At 51.9% G+C, this 23,613-nt stretch carries 19 protein-coding genes; 10 read left to right on the top strand and 9 right to left on the bottom strand.

Annotation, left to right across the window (positions count from 1 at the left end):
* Positions 1–7 precede the first annotated feature (7 nt).
* Positions 8–1,228, top strand: a complete 1,221-nt coding sequence (gene hutI, locus NV375_RS09845; RefSeq protein WP_258808059.1) for an imidazolonepropionase — start codon at positions 8–10, stop codon at positions 1,226–1,228.
* On the opposite strand, the gene NV375_RS09840 is transcribed toward hutI, so the two are convergent.
* The 7 genes from NV375_RS09840 to priA form a co-directional block, all read right to left on the bottom strand.
* Entirely contained in the window at positions 1,210–2,256 is a 1,047-nt protein-coding gene (locus NV375_RS09840) for a formimidoylglutamase (protein WP_258808058.1), read from the bottom strand. The genes hutI and NV375_RS09840 overlap by 19 nt on opposite strands.
* Before the next feature lie 3 nt (positions 2,257–2,259).
* On the bottom strand, positions 2,260–2,745 hold the full coding sequence (rraA, locus tag NV375_RS09835) for a ribonuclease E activity regulator RraA (protein WP_258808057.1): 486 nt from the start codon (positions 2,743–2,745) through the stop codon (positions 2,260–2,262).
* Between the two features lie 66 nt (positions 2,746–2,811).
* A complete protein-coding gene (gene hslU, locus NV375_RS09830; RefSeq protein WP_258808056.1) occupies positions 2,812–4,143 on the bottom strand; it encodes an HslU--HslV peptidase ATPase subunit in 1,332 nt (443 codons plus the stop codon).
* Positions 4,136–4,672: an ATP-dependent protease subunit HslV gene (gene hslV, locus NV375_RS09825; RefSeq protein ID WP_258808055.1), complete on the bottom strand. Its 537-nt coding sequence runs from the start codon at positions 4,670–4,672 to the stop codon at positions 4,136–4,138. The genes hslU and hslV overlap by 8 nt, the downstream gene beginning before the upstream one ends.
* A gap of 81 nt (positions 4,673–4,753) precedes the next feature.
* Positions 4,754–5,305: an SPOR domain-containing protein gene (locus NV375_RS09820; protein ID WP_258808054.1), complete on the bottom strand. Its 552-nt coding sequence runs from the start codon at positions 5,303–5,305 to the stop codon at positions 4,754–4,756.
* A 2-nt stretch (positions 5,306–5,307) separates the two neighbouring features.
* Positions 5,308–7,050 (bottom strand): arginine--tRNA ligase, encoded by a 1,743-nt coding sequence (argS, locus tag NV375_RS09815; RefSeq protein WP_258808053.1) that lies wholly within the window; start codon positions 7,048–7,050, stop codon positions 5,308–5,310.
* A 76-nt stretch (positions 7,051–7,126) separates the two neighbouring features.
* Positions 7,127–9,337, bottom strand: a complete 2,211-nt coding sequence (gene priA / locus NV375_RS09810; protein ID WP_258808300.1) for a primosomal protein N' — start codon at positions 9,335–9,337, stop codon at positions 7,127–7,129.
* Between the two features lie 164 nt (positions 9,338–9,501).
* On the opposite strand from priA, the gene rpmE reads away from it, so the two are divergent.
* The 8 genes from rpmE to argH all read left to right on the top strand — a co-directional run bounded on the left by rpmE (position 9,502) and on the right by argH (position 17,989).
* Positions 9,502–9,723 carry a 50S ribosomal protein L31 gene (gene rpmE / locus NV375_RS09805; RefSeq protein WP_126773109.1) on the top strand — a complete coding sequence of 74 codons (222 nt, stop codon included), beginning with the start codon at positions 9,502–9,504 and terminating at the stop codon, positions 9,721–9,723.
* A gap of 269 nt (positions 9,724–9,992) precedes the next feature.
* A complete protein-coding gene (locus tag NV375_RS09800; protein WP_258808052.1) occupies positions 9,993–11,237 on the top strand; it encodes a malic enzyme-like NAD(P)-binding protein in 1,245 nt (414 codons plus the stop codon).
* A 141-nt stretch (positions 11,238–11,378) separates the two neighbouring features.
* Positions 11,379–12,101 carry a helix-turn-helix domain-containing protein gene (locus NV375_RS09795; RefSeq protein WP_258808051.1) on the top strand — a complete coding sequence of 241 codons (723 nt, stop codon included), beginning with the start codon at positions 11,379–11,381 and terminating at the stop codon, positions 12,099–12,101.
* 70 nt (positions 12,102–12,171) lie between these two features.
* The gene (argC, locus tag NV375_RS09790; protein ID WP_258808050.1) at positions 12,172–13,197 is read left to right on the top strand and encodes an N-acetyl-gamma-glutamyl-phosphate reductase; all 1,026 of its coding nucleotides are present in this window, start codon (positions 12,172–12,174) and stop codon (positions 13,195–13,197) included.
* On the top strand, positions 13,194–13,976 hold the full coding sequence (gene argB / locus NV375_RS09785) for an acetylglutamate kinase (RefSeq protein WP_258808049.1): 783 nt from the start codon (positions 13,194–13,196) through the stop codon (positions 13,974–13,976). Before argC ends, argB begins: the two co-directional genes overlap by 4 nt.
* A gap of 43 nt (positions 13,977–14,019) precedes the next feature.
* Positions 14,020–14,934 (top strand): ornithine carbamoyltransferase, encoded by a 915-nt coding sequence (gene argF / locus NV375_RS09780; RefSeq protein ID WP_258808048.1) that lies wholly within the window; start codon positions 14,020–14,022, stop codon positions 14,932–14,934.
* Positions 14,931–16,151 carry an argininosuccinate synthase gene (locus NV375_RS09775; RefSeq protein ID WP_258808047.1) on the top strand — a complete coding sequence of 407 codons (1,221 nt, stop codon included), beginning with the start codon at positions 14,931–14,933 and terminating at the stop codon, positions 16,149–16,151. Before argF ends, NV375_RS09775 begins: the two co-directional genes overlap by 4 nt.
* On the top strand, positions 16,148–17,989 hold the full coding sequence (gene argH / locus NV375_RS09770; protein WP_258808046.1) for an argininosuccinate lyase: 1,842 nt from the start codon (positions 16,148–16,150) through the stop codon (positions 17,987–17,989). Before NV375_RS09775 ends, argH begins: the two co-directional genes overlap by 4 nt.
* Before the next feature lie 30 nt (positions 17,990–18,019).
* Here the strand turns inward: argH and metJ are convergent, their stop codons facing one another.
* On the bottom strand, positions 18,020–18,340 hold the full coding sequence (gene metJ / locus NV375_RS09765) for a met regulon transcriptional regulator MetJ (RefSeq protein ID WP_126773087.1): 321 nt from the start codon (positions 18,338–18,340) through the stop codon (positions 18,020–18,022).
* 204 nt (positions 18,341–18,544) lie between these two features.
* On the opposite strand from metJ, the gene metL reads away from it, so the two are divergent.
* The gene (gene metL / locus NV375_RS09760; RefSeq protein WP_258808045.1) at positions 18,545–20,998 is read left to right on the top strand and encodes a bifunctional aspartate kinase/homoserine dehydrogenase II; all 2,454 of its coding nucleotides are present in this window, start codon (positions 18,545–18,547) and stop codon (positions 20,996–20,998) included.
* A gap of 2 nt (positions 20,999–21,000) precedes the next feature.
* On the opposite strand, the gene NV375_RS09755 is transcribed toward metL, so the two are convergent.
* Positions 21,001–23,460: a penicillin-binding protein 1A gene (locus NV375_RS09755; protein ID WP_258808044.1), complete on the bottom strand. Its 2,460-nt coding sequence runs from the start codon at positions 23,458–23,460 to the stop codon at positions 21,001–21,003.
* Between the last annotated feature and the right edge of the window lie 153 nt (positions 23,461–23,613).

The following is a 23,613-nucleotide window of genomic DNA, read 5'->3' as shown; positions in this document are numbered from 1 at the left end:
AAGTTGTATGACTCAGCGACAACAGCGTATTGAAAATGTGACGGTTGCAACCATGGATCATGCGAACTACGGCGACGGCTATGGACTTCTCAAAAATGCGGTTGTGTGTATCGAAGCTGGTACGATCAGTTACGTGGGACCTGCTGCCGAGGCTCCTGCGACAGCAGCTGACGCTGATGTTATCGATGCTGGTGGAAAGTTACTCACGCCCGGACTAATTGACTGTCATACCCACTTGGTATGGGCCGGATCACGTGCTGACGAATTTGCCCAGCGCTTGCACGGCGTTAGCTATAGTGAGATTGCCGCGCAAGGCGGTGGTATTGCCGCTACCGTGCGGGCAACTCGGGCCGCGTCTCAAGAGGACTTGGTGAGCGTGAGCAGCCCGCGCCTCACCGCACTCATGCGGGAAGGTGTCACCACGGTTGAAATTAAATCAGGTTACGGCTTGTCCCTCGAGCATGAACGTAAACAATTACTTGCCGCCAAGCAATTGGCTGCGACCAATCCGGTCAGCGTGCAAACCACATTACTTGCAGCGCACGCTTTGCCGCCGGAGTTCAAAGATAATGCGGACGCCTACATTGATACCGTTGTTGAACAAATTTTGCCAAGCTTAGCCGATGAAGGCTTGGTCGATGCGGTTGATGCTTTTTGTGAAAGTGTCGGCTTTTCGCCAGCACAAACCGAACGTGTCTTTCAAGCAGCTCAGCAGCGCGGTTTGCCGGTGAAACTACATGCCGAACAACTCAGCAACCAACATGGCAGCGCCCTCGCGGCACGTTACCAAGCGCTTTCTTGCGATCATTTGGAGTACCTTGATGAGGAAGGTGTGAAAGCTATGGCCGCTAGCGGCACAGTCGCCGTGCTCCTGCCCGGCGCTTTCTATTTCTTACGCGAAACCAAGTTACCGCCGCTGGATTTGCTCCGCCAACACCGCGTGCCTATTGCACTTGCCACCGATGCTAACCCAGGTACATCACCCATTCTGAGTTTGCAACTGATGCTACAAATGGGAGCCACGCTATTTCGCATGACGCCAGAGGAATGTTTACAAGGGGTGACCTCACACGCCGCGCAAGCCTTGGGCCTCAACGACCGTGGGCGCATTAAGGCGGGGTTACGTGCTGATCTTTGTTTGTGGGATTGTGACGACGCAGCTGAACTAACCTATCAGTTTGGCACTGATCGCCTACGCAACTGCTGGCATCAAGGTGTTCTACGTTGAAGGCCATGCAAGTAAGCAAGCACTAACTCACTAAGCACCTGAGCACAAGCCATATCGCCGGCTTCACGGCCGGCTGGGTGCAAACTCGGTGCCGCTTCAGCCAAATGCAAATAACGCGTTTGTGGCAGTGCTGCGAGCTCAGCAATCAAGGTATAGCCGTGTTGTATACCTAAGCCATTAAAATTAATGGCACTGGCTGGCACCCCTTGCAACGCATCCACATCGATTTCGATACCTAACGGCCGTTGCCATGCCTGTGCTTGCGCACGCAAGGCCGCCAGCTGTTCGGTCCAATTCGCCTGGTAGAGTTCATGCACGCTGGTATAGGTAAATCCTGCCTCGCTTAACTGACGCAAGCTTTCGGCATTATTTTTCCCTTCGTGCAGACCCACAACATGGTAGTTGGTAAGAAATCCATCGGTATGTGCATAGCTAAAACCGTTACCACTATGGCGACCTTCACGCGCGCGAAAATCAGCATGGGGATCCAAGTTCATCGCCGCCACTTGCTGCTCTGTCGCTTCACTCAAACTGCGCAGCAGTGGATAAGCATTGTTGTGCCCGCCACCGATCAAAATGACCTCAAAGCCTTCGCTAAACAGTGGCAACAAGGTTTGCATCACGCGTTGATCAAGTTGTTGGCAAAGATCACGCAACCCTTGTACATCAGCAGCATTGGTGGTGCGCAGCGCCGCTGCCTGTTCCTGTAAGTCAGCGCAATCAACATGGCCAACCAAAAGTAGCTCATGGCTTGCAATAAAAGGCGTCGCTTGCAGGTTACACAGTCCCTGTAACGCAGCAGGCCAAGCGGTTTCAGCGCCACCACGGCCTAGGTTGCCGCGCGGGCCGATACTCTCAGGAACGCCCACTAACGCCACTCTAGCACCCTGCTCGCGGGCTTTGTGTAAAGCCGTGCGATAGCTTTCTGGAGTGTCGCATGAGGAGAGTGCGTGTAAGGTTTGTCCGATACGGACTTCCCCTTGGCGTGGTTTACACCACGCCAAGGGGTCACAAGGAATCAAGTACATAGTTTATTCGATATCAAGCGGCTCGGGCGAGAGAATGACGCCAGTCGTATCGGCATACAAATGATCTTCAGGTAAGAAGGTCACGCCACCAAAATTCACGGCAACATCAACTTCACCAATACCTTCAGCAGGTGCACCTACTGGAATTGACGCCAATGCCAAAATGCCAATATCCAGCTCATCAAGTGCGTCAACGTCGCGCACAGCGCCGAAGCAGACAATACCTTCCCAGTCATTATCCAGTGCCAATTCCGCCACCGCAATGTCGATAAGGGCACGGCGATTGGAGCCGCCACCGTCGATCAGCAGCACTTTGCCGGTGCCCGGCTGCTGCACGACCTCTTCGATGACACCTTTGTCTTCGAAGCACTTCACAGTGACCAACTGGCCACCGAACGATACGCGCCCACCGTAGTGAACAAACATGGGCTCGACCACGTCGACCATGTCAGGGTAGAGATCGCAAAGCTCCGAAGTATTGTATTCCATTGCCGTTCCCCTGCCTGTTACATCATTGATAGAAGGATAGTTTCAGGCACAGTATAGCTGATAACGTTATAAAATGAAGCGACTCAAGTCTTCATCTTGCGCTAACTTGCCTAAGTGCTCGTCAACGTACGCGCCATCAATACTGATTTGCTGACCTTGTAAGTCACTTGCGCGGAACGAAATATCTTCCATCAGGCGCTCTAAAACCGTGTGCAACCGCCGTGCACCAATGTTCTCAGTCGTTTCGTTCACTTGGAACGCCGTTTCCGCAATCCGCTGAATACCGTCTTCGGTAAACGCGATCTCAACGCCCTCAGTAGCCATCAAGGCAATGTACTGGGTCGTCAGTGACGCATTCGGCTCGGTTAAAATGCGCACAAAGTCATTACTGGTCAGCGCATCAAGCTCGACACGAATCGGTAAGCGGCCTTGCAGCTCAGGAATCAAATCCGACGGCTTCGACATCTGGAAAGCGCCCGAGGCAATAAACAGAATGTGATCGGTCTTCACCATGCCGTGCTTGGTCGACACTGTGGTTCCTTCCACTAACGGCAGCAAGTCACGTTGTACGCCTTCACGCGAAACGTCGGAACCGCTGGTGTCGCCACGCTTACAAATTTTGTCAATCTCGTCGAGAAACACGATGCCGTTTTGTTCTACGGAATTCAGGGCTTGCTCCTTCACCTCTTCTGGGTTGAGCATTTTCGCCGCTTCTTCTTCTACCAACTGCTTGAACGCATCTTTGATTTTCAGCTTACGCGGCTTGCTTTTGTCCTGCCCAAGATTCTGGAACATATTCTGCAACTGGGAGGTCATTTCTTCCATGCCCGGCGGTGCCATAATTTCTACACCCATTTGCGGCATTGCGATATCGATCTCGATTTCTTTATCGTCGAGCTGCCCTTCACGAAGCTTTTTACGGAATACCTGTCGCGTATTACTCTGTTCGCGTTCCGTTTTGTCCTCGTCAGCCCAGCCTTTTGCTGGCGGTAGTAAAGCGTCGAGAATGCGTTCTTCCGCGGCTTCTTCAGCACGGAAACGCACTTTTTTCATCATTTGTTCGCGCGTTTGCTTCACCGCAGTATCGGTAAGATCGCGAACAATCGATTCAATTTCCTTACCGACATAACCAACTTCGGTAAACTTCGTCGCTTCAACCTTAATGAAAGGTGCATTCGCCAGCTTCGCCAAGCGGCGCGCAATTTCAGTTTTACCGACACCCGTTGGACCAATCATCAAAATATTCTTTGGGGTGACTTCTTGACGTAGCTCGTCTTGTAATTGCATACGACGCCAACGGTTACGCAAGGCTACCGCAACGGCTTTTTTTGCATTGTCTTGGCCAATAATATGACGGTTCAGCTCATCGACAATCTCACGTGGGGTCATATCAGACATCGGCCACAGACTCCTGTTCTTCGATGGTTTGGTTGGTATTCGTGTAAATGCAGATCTCACCAGCAATAGTGAGTGCTTTCTCTACGATATCGCGTGCACCAAGATCAGTATTTTCCAACAACGCGCGGGCTGCGGCTTGGGCATACGGGCCACCAGAACCAATGGCAATCAGATCATTTTCGGGCTGAATCACGTCGCCGTTGCCAGAAATAATCAGTGAGGTGTGTTTGTCGGCGACCGCCAATAGTGCTTCAAGGCGACGTAGCGCTCGATCGGTCCGCCAATCTTTGGCAAGCTCAACCGCCGCCTTGGCAAGGTTACCTTGGTGTTGTTCCAGCTTGGCTTCAAACCGCTCAAATAGGGTAAAGGCGTCCGCAGTACCACCGGCAAATCCGGCGATGACTTGGTTGTTGTAAAGGCGTCGCACTTTGCGCACATTGCCTTTCATGACTGTATTGCCAAGTGTGGCTTGGCCATCACCGCCGATGACGACTTTGTCACCGCGGCGGACAGAAACTATCGTTGTCACAATTGCGTCCTCTTAAGTTGCTATGCCAACTTTAATGAGGGCGCATTTGCGAAATTCAATGCTTTTACCGAAATCTAATACTTACAGATTCCAGTTCCAGATTTGACAGCCATGAATACTGGCCCGTTGTAGGGTATGGCGATCAGCCTCGGCCGCACGCTTGGTTTCATAAGGGCCGAGCACCACGCGATACCACGTACCACCATTGGATGGGTAGATCTCGGACTCTAAACCTTGCATCGCAATCGCAGCCTTAAGGCGTTCGGCGTCAGCACGCTGGCGAAACGAGCCGCACTGCATCAGCTTCGGCGGCCCGAGTTCACGCTCAGGAACATCAACTTCAACTTCAAGATTTTCCAGCTCCTCGATATATTGCCAGCGCTCTTCCGGCTTTTCCGGCATCGGCTCTGCTTGCATCTCAGGCGTGCTTGCTGGGACCTCTTGAGTGGATTGCAACGGTGCTTCAGGATTGCCACCCGCAATAAACCGTAAACCAGCAATCAATGCGATCACTAAAATGATCGCCAGCACCACAATGCCCCATGGCACTTGGCGTTGCGGAGCTTGCTTTTTACCCTTACTCGTCGAGCGTGGCTTGCGTTGAGGCGGGCGTTTGCGATTTGCGTAATCCATGCTTACATCTTGTCCAGTGTTTCAATGCCAAGAAGGTCGAGACCTTGGCGCAGTGTCTTCGCTGTTAAAGCAGCAAGCTTCAAACGACTTTGCTGCAGCGCTTCATCATCAGCTTGCAAGATTGGGCAAGCTTCATAAAAGCTCGAAAAGGCGCCAGCGAGGTCAAATAAGTAGCCGCATAAGAAATGCGGCATCGCTTTCTTCGCCACAGTATGCACGACTTCGTTGAAACGTACCAACAGGTTAGCAAGCGCTAATTCACGATCATCTTGTAACACAAAGGCGCCACTTAATGCGTCGGGCTTTACGCCAGCTTTGTTAAACACGCTCATCACACGAGTGTATGCGTAAAGCAAGTAAGGCGCCGTGTTACCCTCAAAGCTAAGCATGGTGTCCCAGTCAAAAATGTAGTCACTGGTACGATTCTTCGACAAGTCGGCATATTTCACTGAGCTAATACCCACTACTTTGGCAACCTGCGCCTGTTCTTCCGCCGACAAGTCGGTGTTTTTTTCTTGCACTAACGCCAGCGCACGCGCTTCTGCCTGGTCCAGCAAGTCGGCGAGCTTAGTAACACCACCGTCGCGGCTTTTATAAGGTCGGCCATCTTTACCCATGACCGTACCAAAGCCGTAATGATCCATTTGCAAGTCGTCACGGGCGAAACCAGCTTTCTTCGCTAAAGTAAAAATCTGCTGAAAGTGCAGGCCTTGGCGCTGGTCCACAAAGTACATCAAATGCTCGCCTTTAAGGACGTTCTGGCGATAACGTACGGCCGCTAAGTCGGTCGTCGCATACAAATAGCCACCACCCGATTTCTGCACGATAACCGGTAAAGCTTCGCCTTCTTTGTTCTTAAACTCTTCAAGGAATACACACTGCGCACCTTGATCTTCTACCAGCAAACCTTGCTCACGTAGGTCTTCGACAACTTGTGGTAAGTCAGCGTTATAAGCACTTTCTGCCATCACATCGTCACGCGTAAGCTTCACGCCCAAACGGTCGTAAACTTCTTGGCAATGACTCAACGATACGTCAATAAACTGCTGCCACAGGTCGAGGCATTTTTTGTCGCCCGACTGCAATGCGACCACCAGTTCACGGGCACGATTGGCAAACTCAGGGCTTTCATCGAAGCGTTTCTTCGCAGCTTTGTAAAAGGTCTCTAAGTTGCTCAGCTCCATGGCGAGCTCATTGCCTTCAAGCTCTTCCATGTGCGCCAGCAACATCCCAAACTGGGTACCCCAGTCACCCACGTGATTCTGCCGAATCACCGTATGGCCTAAAAACTCACAGACGCGTGCGACCGCATCACCAATAATGGCCGAACGCAAATGACCGACGTGCATTTCTTTGGCAAGGTTTGGCGAAGAATAGTCAATCACCACACGCTGGCTTTGCTCGGCACTGGCCACTCCGACGTGTGCATCTTGGTAGGCGGCTTCGAGCTGCTGTACCAGTTGGTCTTGGCTAATGACAAAATTAATAAAACCAGGGCCGGCAATGTTTGCTTCAGCGATGAGGGTATTTTCGGGCAGCGCTGCGATGAGGGCTTCAGCCAATGCGCGCGGGTTCGTTCCAGCAGGCTTTGCCAACATTAACGCGAGGTTGGTCGCAAAATCACCATGGCTTTTATCACGTGGACGGTCCAGTTGGATACGCGGGCTTAATTCCGCAGGTAAAGTGCCTTGCGCTTGTAAGGTGGCCACTGCGGCCGCTAATAACTGCTCCAACTGCTCTTTCATTTACATCCAACCTTTGTCATTTACGATGCGCATTTACGCTTGTTCGCTTTCAATTCAGGGAAACCGCGCCATTTTACTAGCTAAAGTCTTGTGGGTCTACGTCCAACGACCAGCGCACGCGGCGTAATTCCGGCAAATTTTCCAGTTTTGCTAGGGTATGCTGCAAGAGCTGTTGCCGCAATCCACGCTGCTGGCACTGTACCAACAACTGATAGCGGTAGCGACCCGCTCGGCGCTCCATCACTGCTGGCATCGGCCCCAGCACGAAAACCTCAGGGTGTTCAGGTAACTGTGCGGCAATCACTTGTAGCGCAGATTGCGCCTGCTCGGCCTCATGTGCTTCGGCCCGAAACAGGGCAAGTTGCGCAAACGGCGGTAATTGGGTTAACTGCCGCTCGCGCAGTAGTGAACGCGCAAAAGCAGCGTAACCATTGTGAATAAGGTCCTGCAATAGATCGTGCTCGGGATGATGGGTCTGCAACACCACGGTACCCGGCGCACTAGCACGGCCAGCTCGCCCGGCAACTTGCGTGATCAATTGACCGAGCCGCTCGGCCGCCCGAAAATCAGAGCTATACAGCGCGCCATCGACGTCAAGCAAAGCTACCAGTGTCACGTGCGGAAAATGATGACCCTTAGCGATCATTTGTGTGCCCACTAAAATGGGGTATTTGTTCTCGGTCGCAGCGGTCAAGTGCTTCGCTAAACTCCCTTTGCGCCGCGTGCTGTCACGGTCGATACGCAGGACTGGAAACTCAGGGAAAATATCAGCCAGCGTTTGCTCAAGTTGCTCAGTCCCAGTTCCGCGCCCCACCAACTGCGTCGAGCCGCAGTCGAAACATTGTTTGGGCAAGCGTTGTTGGTCGCCACAATGATGACACTGCAACATTTGTTGTCGTTGATGCACAGTGTAGTAGGCGTCACAGCGGCGACATTGCGCGAGCCAGCCACACTCGTGGCATAACAACGCCGGTGCATAGCCGCGGCGATTCAAGAACACCAGCACCTGCTGACCGCGTTCCAGCTCTTTACGCATCTGCTCGATGAGTGGCATCGACAACCCACCTTTTAGCGGCAATTGCTTAATATCAAGCACCGTTTGCCGCGCCAACTTGGCGCCACCAGCGCGCTGCGTCAGTTGTAAATGTGCATAGCGCTGTTGGGCGACGTTATTAATGCTCTCGAGCGAAGGCGTGGCGGAACCTAAAATCACCGGCACCTGTTCTTTCTGGCCACGCACCACCGCCAAGTCGCGCGCGTGGTAACGGAAACCTTCTTGTTGCTTCAAAGAGTTGTCGTGTTCTTCATCAACAATAATCATGCCTAACCGCTTAAATGGCGTGAAAATCGCCGAACGTGTACCGATAACGATCGCAGCTCCGCCGTTTTTAGCATCGAGCCAGGCATCTAAACGCTCACGGTCGGTCAGTGCGGAATGCAGCATGACAATCGGCACTGCGAAGCGCTTCTGAAAACGTCGTAATGTTTGCGGCGTCAGACCGATCTCAGGCACCAACACCAACACTTGTTTACCCTTGCGCAGCACCTCGGCCATGGCTTGTAAGTACACTTCCGTTTTACCACTACCGGTAACGCCCTCAAGCAAATAGGTTTGCGGCTTGCTGGCAGCGCCAATGGCGGCAACAGCTAAAGCCTGTTCGGGATTCAGCTGTAAAGGTTCACTACCGATCACAAACGACCAATCCGCATTGGTCTGCGGAACATGCTGAAAGCTCTCGATGTATTCTTTCTCTTGCAGCGCTTTCAGGGCAGCACTCGAAAACTCTTGCGCCGTAATATCACGCCGTAGCATGGGGCCGTTACGCAAAGCTGCCAATAAACGTTGTTGCTGTGGTGCTCGACGCAACTCATTCAGCTCAATTGCAAGACCCGCTTCGGTCACGCGAAACCCCTCGGTGGTTTTGTAGCTCGCGGGTTCTCCTTGGCGGAGTAAAACGGGTAAACCATGATTGAGTACTTCACCCAGCGGATGCTGGTAATACTCGGCGGCCCACTGTAAAAGATCCCAGACTGCCGTTGGCAACAAGGGTTCATCGTCCAACACGGCATGAATTGGCTTTAGCTCAAACTCAGTGGTAACAGCGGTCGCTGCGCCTAAGCTAAAGCCCACTAACGAGCGGTTACCAAACGGCACCTTCAGTCGCGTGCCACAGGGGGGGACCGTTGCGCAGTGGTAATGAAAATGGCGGGCAAGGGGCACTGGCACCGCCACGTTAACGACGGTGCTATCATTTGCAAAGAGTTCGGCTGCGGCGGACTTGGTCATAGCCGCTATTGTGCGACCATGCGCGGCGAGGCGCAAGCGCGATCCTGTGCTTGATCATTGGCGTGCGTTCGGGTAGAATCCGCGCCCTAATTATTCCATTATTAACCACGCGTGGTGTGCGGAGAGAGTCCGTATAGCGATGCGGCCCAATTGAGGTAACCCTTATGAAAGCAGGTATTCATCCTAAGTACGAAGACATGAACGTGACTTGTTCATGTGGCAACACCTTCACCACCCGTTCAACCAAAGGTGGCGAATTGCACCTTGACGTTTGTTCAGAGTGCCACCCGTTCTACACTGGTAAACAGCGTATTATGGACACCGGTGGTCGTATCGACAAATTCAACAAGCGTTTCAGCGTGTTGGGTGGTAAGAAATCATCGTAAAAACGATGGTTTAGCAGCAGATTCAGAAAAAGGCGCCAAAAGGCGCCTTTTTTTATGCCCTACGAGAGCTTAGCCCCCATTCGAGCTCGATCGAGCAACGGTTTATTTTTATACAACTCTACAGTTTCGTCGGTTTTTAGAAGGCGCTTCGAGCACTTCGACCATCAGGTAAGATTTGTTATTCGCAGTTAACCCTCTACAATGGCGATTATTCACTAAATGAATGTTGGCTATAACGGCCGTCGCAATGAAAGAGGGTACCTAGGTCCATGTCTGATTTTCGCAAGCAAGCGCTCGATTACCATGCTTATCCAACACCGGGAAAGATCAGTATTGAACTGACCAAGTCTGCCGAGACCAGCAAGGATTTAGCCTTAGCCTATAGCCCTGGTGTTGCCGAACCGGTTCGGGCAATTGCTGAAAATCCAGATGACGTGTACCGCTATACCGCCAAAGGCAACATGGTCGCGGTCATCTCCAACGGCACCGCTATTTTGGGACTCGGCAATCTTGGCCCAATGGCCTCCAAGCCCGTCATGGAAGGTAAAGCCCTATTGTTCAAGCGCTTCGCAGGCCTTGATGCGATCGATATCGAAGTCACGCACCGCACCACTCAAGATTTTATCAACACCGTTGCCAATATCGCCGATAGTTTTGGGGGCGTGAACCTCGAAGATATAAAAGCGCCAGAGTGTTTCGAGATCGAAGAGGCGCTGGTAGAGCGTTGTGATGTGCCGATTTTCCATGATGATCAACACGGCACCGCCATTGTGACCGCTGCAGGCCTTTTGAACGCACTCGAAATTCAAGGCAAAGAATTACGCAAAGCCCAAATCGTCTGCTTAGGCGCCGGCGCCGCCGCCATCGCTTGCATGGAGTTGCTGATAAAGTGCGGAGCGCAGCGCGAGCACATTTATATGCTCGACTCTAAAGGTGTGATTCACACCCGTCGCGAAGACTTGAACCCTTACAAATCGTTATTTGCCAACAACACGGATAAACGCACCTTAGAAGACGTCATCACCGAATCAGACGTCTTTGTTGGTGTTTCTGGCCCTGACCTGCTGTCGCCCGACGCGTTAAAGTTGATGGCCGACAAACCAATTATCTTTGCCTGTTCAAACCCTGATCCAGAAATTAAGCCGGAACTTGCCCACGAAGTTCGCGATGATTTAATTATGGCCACCGGTCGTTCTGATTATCCAAACCAAGTGAATAACGTACTGTGCTTCCCATTCATTTTCCGGGGCGCACTCGACGTTCGCGCACGCGCTATTAACGACGAAATGAAGATTGCCGCCGTTGAAGCGATTCGTCAGCTCGCCAAAGAACCCGTTCCTGAAGCAGTTCTCAAAGCCTCTGGCGTCGACAAACTTGAGTTCGGTGTCGATTACATTATTCCGAAACCACTCGATCCGCGTTTGAAGACCCGCGTCGCCAAAGCCGTTGCCGAAGCTGCTGTCGCTTCGGGCGCGTCGCGCATCGACCTACCAAAGAACTATATGGCGGAGTAATTACTCCGCTGCCCCCTCCGCTGCACAACCTAACTTTTGTCTAAACCTAACTATTCCTAGTTATTCGCTAATATTCATGTTTTTATGCCTGTAGGAATAGCTAAGAATCAGCGTTGATTTCAATCAACAAGGACTAGAACAATGACGTTAGGTGATTACTTAAAACAACAACGAACCGAGCAAGATCTTAGCCAAGCGGAGCTGGCCGAAAAAATGGGTGTGGAGCAATCCTACCTATCGAAACTTGAAGGTGAGCGCTCGCTACCTTCAGCTGAAATTCTTGCCGCTTGGCTGAGTGCTTTGTCACTTAAGTTGGAAGATGTACTTACACAGCTTGATCGCGCTTATGTGCATGCTAAATTGAGCCGCATTCCAAGTGTTGATGCATGGCTGCGCCAGCAAAAAGTGCAAAGCTTAGTGCGAGAACGGATACGCATGTACGCGGCAGTGCTCTGTATAGCCCTAGCCGTGCCTATGTTTTACCTCGGCTACACGCAATTACTTTTCTCTGAAACCGTCTACGAATATGAGTCGCCAGGTGTCGTTTTACCCGGTGAGCCGCAAGACATCTATCATTTAGCCCCGCAGATGCAAAGTGGCGGTTTAGCAGAGCGACAAGAACAACACCTCGATATGCTGAAGCGTCGAAAACCTAAGATCCTTTTGCTTAGCGATTATCGTGGCGAACAGTTTAATCGCCCGATTCCGGAGGCCGTAAATGATTCCTTTACGCGCACTTACTACCTTGAAGAAACACACCAACAACCGCGTTGGCAGAACACCCTGCTGCAGGCGCTGGGACTGTTTTTAGGAACCTTTGGGCTGGTACTTCTGATTATTTTGTTGAGATCGCAAAAAAGATAATACTTATTCTTGTTTTGTGCATTTTTATTCAATATACTTAGGCCATCTTTTGGTCATAAGTTTACTGTGAATGTCAAAGCAAGAAACCATACAATGCGCTGTGTTTGGAGCAAGCGGCTATAGCGGCGTTGAACTTCTGTGGTTGTTGCATAACCATCCAGTTTTCGACGTGACCCATGCATTTTCTTCAAGCGCACGTGAGAAAGCAGAGCCCATCTCCGCGTTGTATCCGCAGTTAGCGGGGCGGTGCGAGCAAATTCTGCAACCTTGGCACTCGGATCTGCTGCCGCAACTAGCGCAGCAGGTTCGAGTGGTTTTTTTAGCGCTCCCGCATGAAGCCAGTGCTGAGCTGGCGCCCGAATTGATCGCTGCTGGGTTGGTGGTGTTTGATCTTTCTGGTGCCTTTCGGCTTGGCGACCCCTTACAACATCAACAAGCTTATGGCTTTAAACAGCCGTCATTGGCGCAACCGGTGCCTTATGGCTTGGCTGAGTTTACGAAATTGTGCGGTGATGAGCCGCTGATTGCCGTTCCTGGTTGTTACCCAACGGCCGCGAGCTTAGCGTTGCGCCCTGTCATGTCACTACTAGCCACACCAAGCACACCGATCGTAAATGCCGTAAGTGGTGTCTCTGGCGCAGGTCGCAAAGCGGCAGTACACACTAGTTTTTGCGAAGTCAGTTTGCAGGCCTATGGCGTGGCTGAACATCGCCATCAGCCAGAAATGGCGCAGACTATTGGTCGTGATGTCATTTTCGTTCCGCACCTAGGTAACTTTAAGCGGGGCATTTTAGCGACCATTTATGCGCAGCTTGCCGAGCAGGTGAACAGCGACATGGTCGCCGAGGCTTTTGCGGCTTGCTACGCTGAGCAGCCGTTAGTTCGGTTAGTCGCGACCCCACCAAAATTGCAACAAGTGGTTGGCACGCCATACTGTGATATCTATTTTAAAGTGCATGGCAACCAGCTCATTCTATCGGTCGCGATTGATAATTTACTCAAAGGCGCAGCCGCGCAAGCACTACAACTTGCGAATCAGTATGTAGGTCTACCGTCAACTACAGGCCTTACCCCAAGCCCCGGAGCGGTCGTATGAGCACGCCACTCATCATTAAGCTCGGTGGGCGAGTACTCACCGACGTTGACGCACTGCAACAACTGTTCACCACAGTGAAGCGGCTCGCAGAATTACGCCCCTTGGTTCTGGTGCACGGTGGCGGCGACCAAGTACAAGAGTTACTGCAGCAACTCGGTCACGAGAGCGTAAAAATTGACGGCCAGCGGGTCACCCCAGCGGCACATATTCCAATTGTTGCAGGCGTTCTCGCCGGTGACGTCAATAGCCAGCTCTGCGCTTTCGCACAACAACATGGTCTGCAGCCAGTAGGCCTAACCTTACAGGCAGGTAATACAGTGCGTTGCGAAGTCGACAGCAGTCGCGGCGCCGTTGGTATGCCACAGGCAGGTTCAGGCACGTTGTTACAGTTGCTAATCGAGCACGACTACTTACCTATTCTCAGTTCGCTCGGGATCAGCGACCAAGGCGAACGCTTGAACGTCAATGCCGACTTGGCGGCGGCCACCGTCGCCCAAGTGCTGCATGGCGATCTTATATTACTTACCGATGTGGTCGGCATACTTGACCACGACGGCCAACTCATCGAAACCATCACCGCCGCCCAGGCGCCTGAACTCATTGCCAACGGCACCATCCGTGACGGCATGATCGTCAAGCTCAATGCCGCATTGCAGGCAGCGCAGGTGGTCCTCAACAAGGCTTCGCGACGAACCATCGCGGTGGCCGGCTGGCACGATGCCAATGCGCTATCCCGATTAGCGCGCGGCGAGCCAGCTGGAACCCGCGTTCAGCTTTAACGCAGTTTCGTCGTCGATTACGTAATTTTAGTTAGGAATTCACATGCAAGATTTATTAGCAATGCGCGATTTAAGCAGCGCACAATTGAGCCATATTTTGGATTTGGCGCAGACCATTAAACAACGCCCAAGCGCGTGGCAAAGCCACCTGCAAGGTAAAAGCATCGCTTTGGTTTTTGAAAAGCCATCGTTACGCACTCGCGCGAGTTTTGCTGCTGGCATCAACCGCTTAGGCGGCCATAGCATTTACCTTGATGCCGAGAACCTCATGGGCAGCCGTGAACCAGCGAGCGATGTCGGCGCTAACTTGGCGCTGTGGCACGATGCCATTGTGGCGCGCGTTTATTCGCAAGCGACCCTTGATGAATTAGCGGCGGCGGCAGATAAACCAGTGATCAACGCACTCAGTGACGAGTGTCATCCTTGTCAGGCGCTGGCCGATTTGTTGACGCTGACGGAACAATTAGGTGACCTTTCCAAGGTAACCCTGACCTATGTCGGTGACGGCTGCAATGTCTGCCATGCCCTTATGGCCGGCGCTGCTTTAGCGGGCATGAATCTGCAAATCGTAACACCGGTTGGTTATGCGCCGAATGCAGAACTTTTAGCCGATGCGCAGAAAGTTGGCCAAACAACCGGCGCCGAAATCAGTCTGCATCACGATTTCAACAATCTGCAACAAACTGATGCTATTTATACCGATACTTGGTTTTCGATGGGGCAAGAGCGCGATAGTAATCAAGTCATGCACGACTTTGCACCTTATCAAGTGAACCAAGATCTGATGAAGCAACTCGGCGCCAAGTACTTTATGCACTGCTTGCCAGCGTACCGTGGTCGCGAAGTCACGGCCGAAGTGATTGATGGACCGCAGTCTCTTATTTTGCATCAAGCCGAAAACCGGCTACACGCCCAAAATGCCGTTTTAGTTGAATTATTTGCAGGAGCCCAAGCATGAGCACGTCCGTAAACAAAGTTGTTTTAGCCTATTCAGGTGGTCTTGACACTTCCGCCATCGTGCCATGGTTAAAAGAAAACTATGACTGCGAGGTGGTCGCCTTTGTCGCTGACGTCGGTCAAGGCGAAGATGAGCTGGCAGGCGTGGAAGAAAAAGCCATCGCTTCGGGTGCAAGTAGCTGCTATGTCGTAGATTTGAAAGATAAATTCGTTAACGAAGTCATCTTCCCAACACTGAAAACCGGTGCTATTTACGAGGGCCAATACCTACTGGGGACAGCGCTGGCACGGCCGATCATCGCCCAAGCGCAAGTTGAAGTGGCCCGCAAAGTAGGCGCTGACGCACTTGCCCACGGCTGTACCGGTAAGGGCAACGACCAAGTACGCTTTGAGTCGTGCTTTGCAGCATTGGCACCGGATTTACAGGTGATTGCGCCGTGGCGCGAATGGACCATGCGTAGCCGCCCTGATTTGCTGGCGTATCTAGCTGAACGCAACATCCCCTGCGCAGCATCGGCGACCAAGATCTACAGCCGCGATGCTAACTTATGGCACATTTCAACCGAAGGCGGTGAGCTTGAAGATCCTTGGAATGCGCCATCGGAGCAGGTTTGGACTTGGACCGCTGAACCAGAGCAAGCACCCGAGCAAGCTGACTACCTCACTTTGTCGTTTGCCAACGGTGAATGGCAAGCCCTGAATGGCGAAGCGATTGAGCCCGTTGCTGCGATCGACGCACTGAATAAGTTAGCTGGTAAACATGGTGTTGGTCGTTTAGATATGGTCGAAAACCGTTTGGTGGGTATGAAGTCACGGGGCTGCTATGAAACGCCAGCAGGTGCCGTGCTCTACGCTGCCTTGCAAGGCCTCGAAAGTCTGGTGCTCGACCGCACCACGCAAGACTATCGCATTCGTTTGGGTAACGAATTCGCGCAGCTGTTGTATGACGGGCGCTGGTTCACCCCACTGCGTGAAGTGATGCTTGCCGCGGCAACAAAGCTAGCCGAGCCGTTGACCGGTGACATCGTGGTGAAGTTGTACAAAGGTCAAGTGACGGTCACGCAAAAACGTTCGCCGAATAGCCTCTATTCAAACGCTTTCGCCACTTTTGACGAAGACGAAGTCTATAATCAAAAACATGCGGAAGGCTTTATCCGTTTGTATAGCTTAGCTAGCCGGATCCGTGCCTTACATGAACACGACGGAGGCTCATCATGAGTTTATGGGGTGGACGGTTCAGTGAGCCTAGCGCCGCTGAATTCAAACAGTTCAATGACTCGCTTCGCTTCGACTATCGGCTCGCACCGTACGACTTACAAGCTTCGCAAGCTTGGGCGCAGGCGCTGCAGCAGGCTCAGCTGTTGACCGCCGACGAGCATCAACAATTACAGCAAGCACTGCAAGAGCTGCAAGTCGCCGTGGAGCAGGACCCACAGCTGCCGTTGCAAACCGACGCAGAAGACATTCACAGTTGGGTTGAAGCGCAACTGATTGAAAAAATCGGCGCGACCGCGAAAAAGCTCCACACCGGTCGCAGCCGCAATGACTTGGTGGCGACCGATCTGCGTTTGTTTTGCAAAGCCGTCGGCGCCGAGTTAGTCAGTGCCAATCTCGCAGCAATTCAAGCTCTACTGGTTTTCGCCGAACGCTATCAAGCGGCGCCATTACCCGGTTATACGCACTTACAGCGCGCGCAACCGATTATGGCTGGGCATTGGGCGTTGGCGTACGTGCAAATGCTACAGCGCGACGTTAGCCGTCTGAAAGAAACGATGAAGCGCATCGACGTGTGCCCGTTAGGGAGTGGTGCATTAGCAGGCACCACAGCGAACATTGATCGTGAGGCACTCGCCCACTCCTTGGGCTTTCGTTATGCCAGCGAGAACAGCCTTGACGGCGTCTCGGATCGTGACTTCGCATTGGATTTATTGCATAGCGCCAGCACTGGCATGGTGCATTTATCGCGGATTGCTGAAGACGTTATTTTTTATTGTTCTGGCGAATCAGGGTGTTTCGCCATGAGCGATCGCATTAGCAGCGGATCGTCGTTGATGCCACAGAAAAAGAACCCCGATTTGTTTGAGCTACTGCGCGGTAAAACCGGGCGCGTTTTTGGTCATCAGCACGCACTGCAAACGACCTTAAAAGGTCTGCCATTGGCCTATAACAAAGACATGCAAGAAGACAAAGAAGGTCTATTCGACGCTCTGCATACCTACTTACAATGTCTGCAAATGCTGACCTTTGCAGTGCCCGAGTTAAGCGTTAATGAAGCACATGCCAAACAGCAGGCGGCCATGGGCTACAGCAACGCCACTGAATTGGCGGATTACCTCGTTAGTAAAGGCATTCCGTTTCGCGATGCGCATCATATTACCGGCGCAGCAGTGCTTTACGCACAGCAGCAGAGCAAACCGCTTGAAGCGCTCACTTTAGCTGAATTTGGTGAATTTTCGCCGGAAATCGGCGACGATGTCTACCCAGTTCTTGAACTGGATTATGGTGTTAGTCAGCGCAATGCGCTTGGTGGCACTGCACCCGCTGCGGTGCGTACAGCGATAAAACACGCCAACGACTGGTTGCATGCTGCCGAAGCCGCTAGCAAGCACGTGCGTCAGGCGCGTCTCAGTGACGCCGATAAAATCTGTGAGCTGATTGCCTATTGGGCTGAGCAGGGTGAAAACCTGCCCCGCGACAAAGCCGATATTTTGCAAGCCATTCAAAGCTTTGCTGTGGCAGAAATTAATGACGAAGTGGTAGGCTGTGCAGCGCTTTATGTGTACAGCACCGGCTTAGCGGAGATTCGTAGTTTAGGCTTGTTTCCGCAAGCGCAAGGCAAAGGTCTCGGTGCTGAATTGGTGGCCTTTCTGCTTTGGCGTGCGCGAGAGCTCGGGATTAGTCGCACCATTGTGCTGACCCGTGTACCTGAATTCTTTGGCCGCTTAAACTTTCGCCTGACGGTAAAAGACAAGCTCCCAGAGAAGGTAATGAAAGATTGCGAGCTGTGCCCACGCAAAGACAACTGCGATGAAACGGCGCTCGAGTACCTATTGTAGGTGCTATGTGGTAAACGTGAAGACCTCGGCTTAGTCGAGGTCTTCTTCGGCTGGAATCGGTAAACCACGACGGGTCAATTCATCGCGCACTGACGCTGGGATCTTGTGTGGATTATCTTTGCGCAGATCGTCATCTTCAGGCAAAGGCTGCCCTGTAAAGGCATGTAAAAACGCCTCACACAGTAATTCGCTATTGGTGGCATGACGCAAGTTTTTCACTTGCCGACGAGTGCGTTCGTCGGTGAGGACTTTCAACACACGCGTCGGAATGGAGACCGTAATTTTCTTCACCTTCTCGCTTTTTTGTCCATGTTCTACATACGGGTAAATGTACTCGCCATCCCACTCCATACTGCACCTTCTTGTTGAAAACCCCACATAATGTGATGAATTGTACTAGTGTCTGCGGTACAGTCAACTTTATACGCTTAGCTGTCTATACGGCTGTGATCTGGTACCCTTACGTAAAAGTACCATTAAGAGCTCTTTAACGTAGGCAAGTGCGGTCGTATAATCGCCACTTTTCACTCTTTTACTGGAGAACGCAGACGCATCATGCAATTAGAGGTTTCGGACGCGCAAGTTCAAGCGGTTGCTGAACAAGTTCAAGTACATAAATTTGGTGGCAGCAGCCTTGCTGATGCCTATTGCTATCGCCGCGTCGCGCGTATCGTTACCGAATATGCGGGCGCCAGTGATCTCGTCGTGGTTTCGGCGGCAGGTGATACCACCAATCGCATTTTGGCGATCATTGATGCCAAACAAAGTGCTGCCGACGCCGACGATCTGGGAATGGCTGAAGTTTTACTAAAACAGCTCGAAAAATATCAGCAGGGTCTGATCACTGAGTTGTTGAGCGGTGCCCAGCAGGAGCGCATGCTTGAAGCATCACGCCAGGATTTTAACCGCTGGTGGAATTGGCTTGCAGGTAACGAAGTTATCAACAATCGCCCAGAGCTTTTATCTTATGGTGAACTGTGGTCTGCACGCCTGCTTGCTGCGCTGCTACAGCAGCAAGGTACACAAGCTGAGGCTATCGATGCGCGCAGCTTCTTGGTCGCTGATCACGCCCCAGAACCACTCATTCGCACCGAAGTTTCCCGCAACGGGCTGCTTAACCGCATTGCCCCGCATGCCGGCACGCGCTTTATTGTAACGGGCTTTATTTGCGCCGACCCTAATGGCCGCTCGCTCATTTTAGGACGCAACGGCAGTGATTATTCGGCCACCCTTGTGGGCAGCCTTATCGATGCCAAGCAAGTCACCATTTGGAAGGACGTAGCTGGCGTTTATTCTGCCGACCCGCGCAAAGTGGAACGGGTCGTAAGTCTACCGATTTTAGACTGGCGTGAAGCGGAAGAACTTGCTCGCTTGGGCAGTCCCGTGTTGCACCCTCGTACCTTCCAACCGGTGAATCGCGAGCGTATGGTGATTGCCGTGCGTTCCAGCTTAAAAGTCGAGAATCAGCAGACTCGGATTGGCCAGTACGAAGATACCGAGCCGACCGGTAAAGTCCTTACCGCGCTCTCCGAAGTGGTGCTGTTTCGCGTGGATTTACGCGACGCCAAACTGGTGCAGGCTTTTGAGGACTTAGATTTAACGCCACTGATCAGCTGGAATGAAGTTGAGCAACACCACGCTTACTATGCGTACCACCAGAACCATCTTGAGTTCATGGAAACATGGCTCGAGCAGCAAGACGTCAAAAACAGTGCCAGCAAGCTCACGGGCTACTCGATGCTGGCCCTAGTGGGTAACCGCATTCAAGAGACCGAACAATTTGCCACGTTCAAACAAGAAACCAGCGAGCAAGCTTTACGTCGCTTAGCACTGACCCCTGATAACAATGCGGTCGTCGCTATTCTCGAACAAAAGCTTGATAACCGTTTGCTCAACCGTATCCACAGCCAGCTGTTTAACCATCGCCGCAGCCTTGGTGTGCTGGTCGTCGGCCGCGGTAACATTGGTAGTGCTTGGTTAGCGTTGTACCGCCGTTTGCGGGAGCGCATTAACGAACAAATGGATGTGCGGATTATCGGCATTCTGAACTCAACCCAAATGTGGCTGGACTATAACGGTTTAGATCTGACCGATTGGCAGGACAACTTTGCCCGCTTAGCGCGCCCCTATGAAATGAGTCAGCTCATTCCAGAGCTCCCCAACGCGCCTTATGACGAGTTGGTTATGCTCGATCTAACCGACGCCATTGCGGTCGCACAGTTGTATCCGAGTTTCTTCGCCAATGGTCTGCACATTGTCAGTGCCAATAAACGCGCTGGGGCATCGACCGAGAGCCAGTACAACGAAATTCGCACCATTCAACGAGAATACGAACGTGAATGGTATTACAACACCACGGTAGGCGCTGGCTTGCCGTTGAACTATGCGCTGAATGATTTACGTAACTCTGGCGATACTATTCGTAGTATCTCAGGGATCTTCTCGGGCACCATGTCGTGGTTGTTTGAAAACTTTAACGCCGAAGTGAAGTTCAGTGACTTAGTGCGAGAAGCGAAAGAACGCGGTTTAAGCGAGCCTGACCCGCGTGAAGACTTGTCGTGCCAAGATATTATTCGCAAACTATTGATCTTGGCTCGCGAGATCGGCCTGCGCTTGGATTGGAAAGATATCGATGTCGATAGCTTACTGCCCGAGCACCTTGCTGATATTCCCCTAGATGAGTTTATGCAACGTTTGCCTGAGCTCGATGATGGCATGCAAGATCTTTATCAGGACGCTCAGAAAACCGGCAAGGTACCCCGTTTACTCGCCAGCTTTGCGGTACAGGACAATGACACCGTGCGTGCACGCGTAGGTATTGAATACATTCCTGAAGGCGACATGCTCGCCAACTTGATCCCAGGCGAGAATATCTTCGTGATCTACACCGACTGGTACCACGAAATGCCACTTGTCATTAGTGGCCCAGGGGCCGGTAAAGAAGTTACTGCAGGCGGCGTACAATCTGATCTCAATCAGTTGCTTAGCCGCCTGAGCAAAAAGGTCTAAAGCTAGAAGATCGAGTCGTCGTCACCAAACACTGTTGGCGACGACTTGGAATCCGCGTACTCGGTAGGTGCCGTCCCAGGAATAAAGTACTCAAAACGAGTCGTATAATCACTCGCACGACTTAACTTACCCGTGGCCAGATCAATCCGCGCCGATACCAGACCAGGTGGCACATCAAAGGGTTCAGCTGCAACCTCCGTTACCGCAGTCTCCATAAAATCAATCCACATTGGCAAAGCGGTCTTGGCGCCAGCTTCTGTTCCGGAGATCGGCTGCTCACTGCTATCAAGGTTACTGTTCATGGTGGTGCTGCCAAGGGCACGATCCAAGCTATCAAAGCCTACCCAACCGGTCGCCACTAAGCCGCTAACAAAACCAGAAAACCACGTATCTTTGACATCGTTCGTCGTACCGGTTTTACCCGCCACATTGCGACCCGCTTTATCGTTGATGGCTTCAGAACGTTGAATACGCCACGCGGTGCCATTCCAACCCGTTTTATGGGCCCAACTGCCGCCACCCCACACCGCGGAATTCATTGCTTGGGTTACCAAGAAAGCATTTTGTTCAGTGATGACCTGTGGCGCAGCTAAAACGTCGCGCTCAGCCGGTTCACACTCAACACATGCCACTTTCGGCCGTGCTTGATAAATCACTTGCTCTTCAGCATTAACAATGCGCTCAATAAAGTAAGGCTCAACTAAGTACCCCCCATTTGCAAAGACCGCATAGCCACGCGCGACTTCCAACGGGGTCATTGACGCTGAACCCAACGACAACGATTCGTTCCGCGGTAACTCATCGTAATCGAACCCAAACTTGGTCAGATAATTGACAACGGTATCGACACCCATCGCACGCAACAGACGTACCGAAACAACGTTCTTTGATTTTGCCAACGCTTCGCGAACGCGAATGGGTCCTTCATACACATCAGGTGAATTACGCGGTCGCCACGCAATACCACTGCCAGGATTCCACTGGTTGATCGGGGCGTCATTGACCAGCGTTGAAAGGGTGAAGCCATTTTCTAACGCTGCGGAATAGATGAACGGCTTAATATTTGAACCGACTTGACGTTCCGCTTGCACCGCGCGATTGAACTGGCTCACCGCGAAGCTATAGCCGCCAACCGCTGCAGCGATGCCACCATCATTCGGACGCAGTGCTACCAATGCGGCACTGGGCTCAGGAATTTGTGCGAGCCGCCAGCCTTGTGGCGTTAAACGTACCCGTACGACCGCCCCAGGATCAAAAATATCACTCACTGTTTCGGGGGTTTGCCCTTGCCGCTCTTGGTTCATAAAGGGGCGTGCCCATGCCATGCCAGACCAAGGCAGGACCACTTCTTGACCATCGGCAAACAGCAACGAAGCTTCCTGTTCCGTGGTTGTCAGCACTACCGCTGGGCGGGTCAAACCTATCGCTTCAAATGCGGCCAAACGCTCCAGCAACTCGTCGCGGGTAGGTTGCTCATCACCTGCTTGCCAAAATTGTGCTTCAACGCCACGGTAACCGTGACGCTCGTCATAACCATGTAAATTGTGCTGAACCGCCCGTTGCGCCGCCCGTTGCTGCTTTGCACTTGCGGTGGTGTAGACCTTTAAGCCACTGTTGTAAGCGACGTCTTCACCATAACGGTTGACTATCTCGGCACGCACCATTTCTGCTAAATAAGGTGCTGACATCGTGACTTCAGCGCCATGCACTTTGGTTTTAATGGGTGCCGACAATGCCGCTTGATAATCGGCTTGGGTGATTTTTTCTTCTGCAAGCATACGCCCAAGAACCACAGCACGTCGATCCCGCGCTCGATCTGGACGCGAGATTGGGTTCATCGTCGAAGGCGCTTTGGGTAGGCCCGCGATCATCGCCATCTCGGCTAGGGTTAGCTCGTGGAGTTCTTTGCCATAATAGACTTGCGCTGCCGCGCCCACCCCATGCGCACGATGACCAAACGTGATCTTATTCAAATAAAGCTCAAGAATTTCATCTTTTTCAAGATGACGCTCGATGTGCAGAGCGATGAAGGCTTCTTTTATTTTTCGGGTCCAGGTTTGCTCTAAAGTAAGGTAAACATTTCGCGCAAGCTGTTGCGTGATCGTACTACCGCCACTTTGTATATCACCGGTCGTTACGAGTTGGAAAAAAGCACGCGCTACCCCAATAGGGTCAATACCGAAATGGTCATAGAAGCGGTTATCTTCAGTCGCTAGAAAAGCATCAATAAGAGGTTGAGGTACGTCCTCCAAAGCCACCGGAATACGTCGAATCTCACCGAATTGCGCAATGACTTCACCGTCTGCAGAGTACACTTGCATAGGTGTTTGTAAACGCACTTCGCGGATTTCTGCCACGGTCGGCATTTCGTCTTGGTAATACAGGTATAAACCGCCAACCGTTAACGTTCCTAGTACAAATGCAATAATTAGGCTATACAATAACCACTTAAGAAATTTCACAAATTTATCCTTTTTTGGATCTAGTGCTATCTTATAAAGAGTTATTTACATTGCAATAGATGTTGCAACGAGTTGCTATCTCTTGCTGCCTATTATAGAAAGGAAAGTAAAGATTCCTATGCATAGTGAAAAAACTGCTATGCTCTTTACGAA

The sequence above is a fragment of the Pseudidiomarina sp. CB1 genome, from assembly GCF_024752025.1.
In the GTDB taxonomy this organism is placed as follows: Bacteria; Pseudomonadota; Gammaproteobacteria; order Enterobacterales; family Alteromonadaceae; genus Pseudidiomarina.
This window is presented reverse-complemented; position numbering and strand designations above follow the sequence as displayed.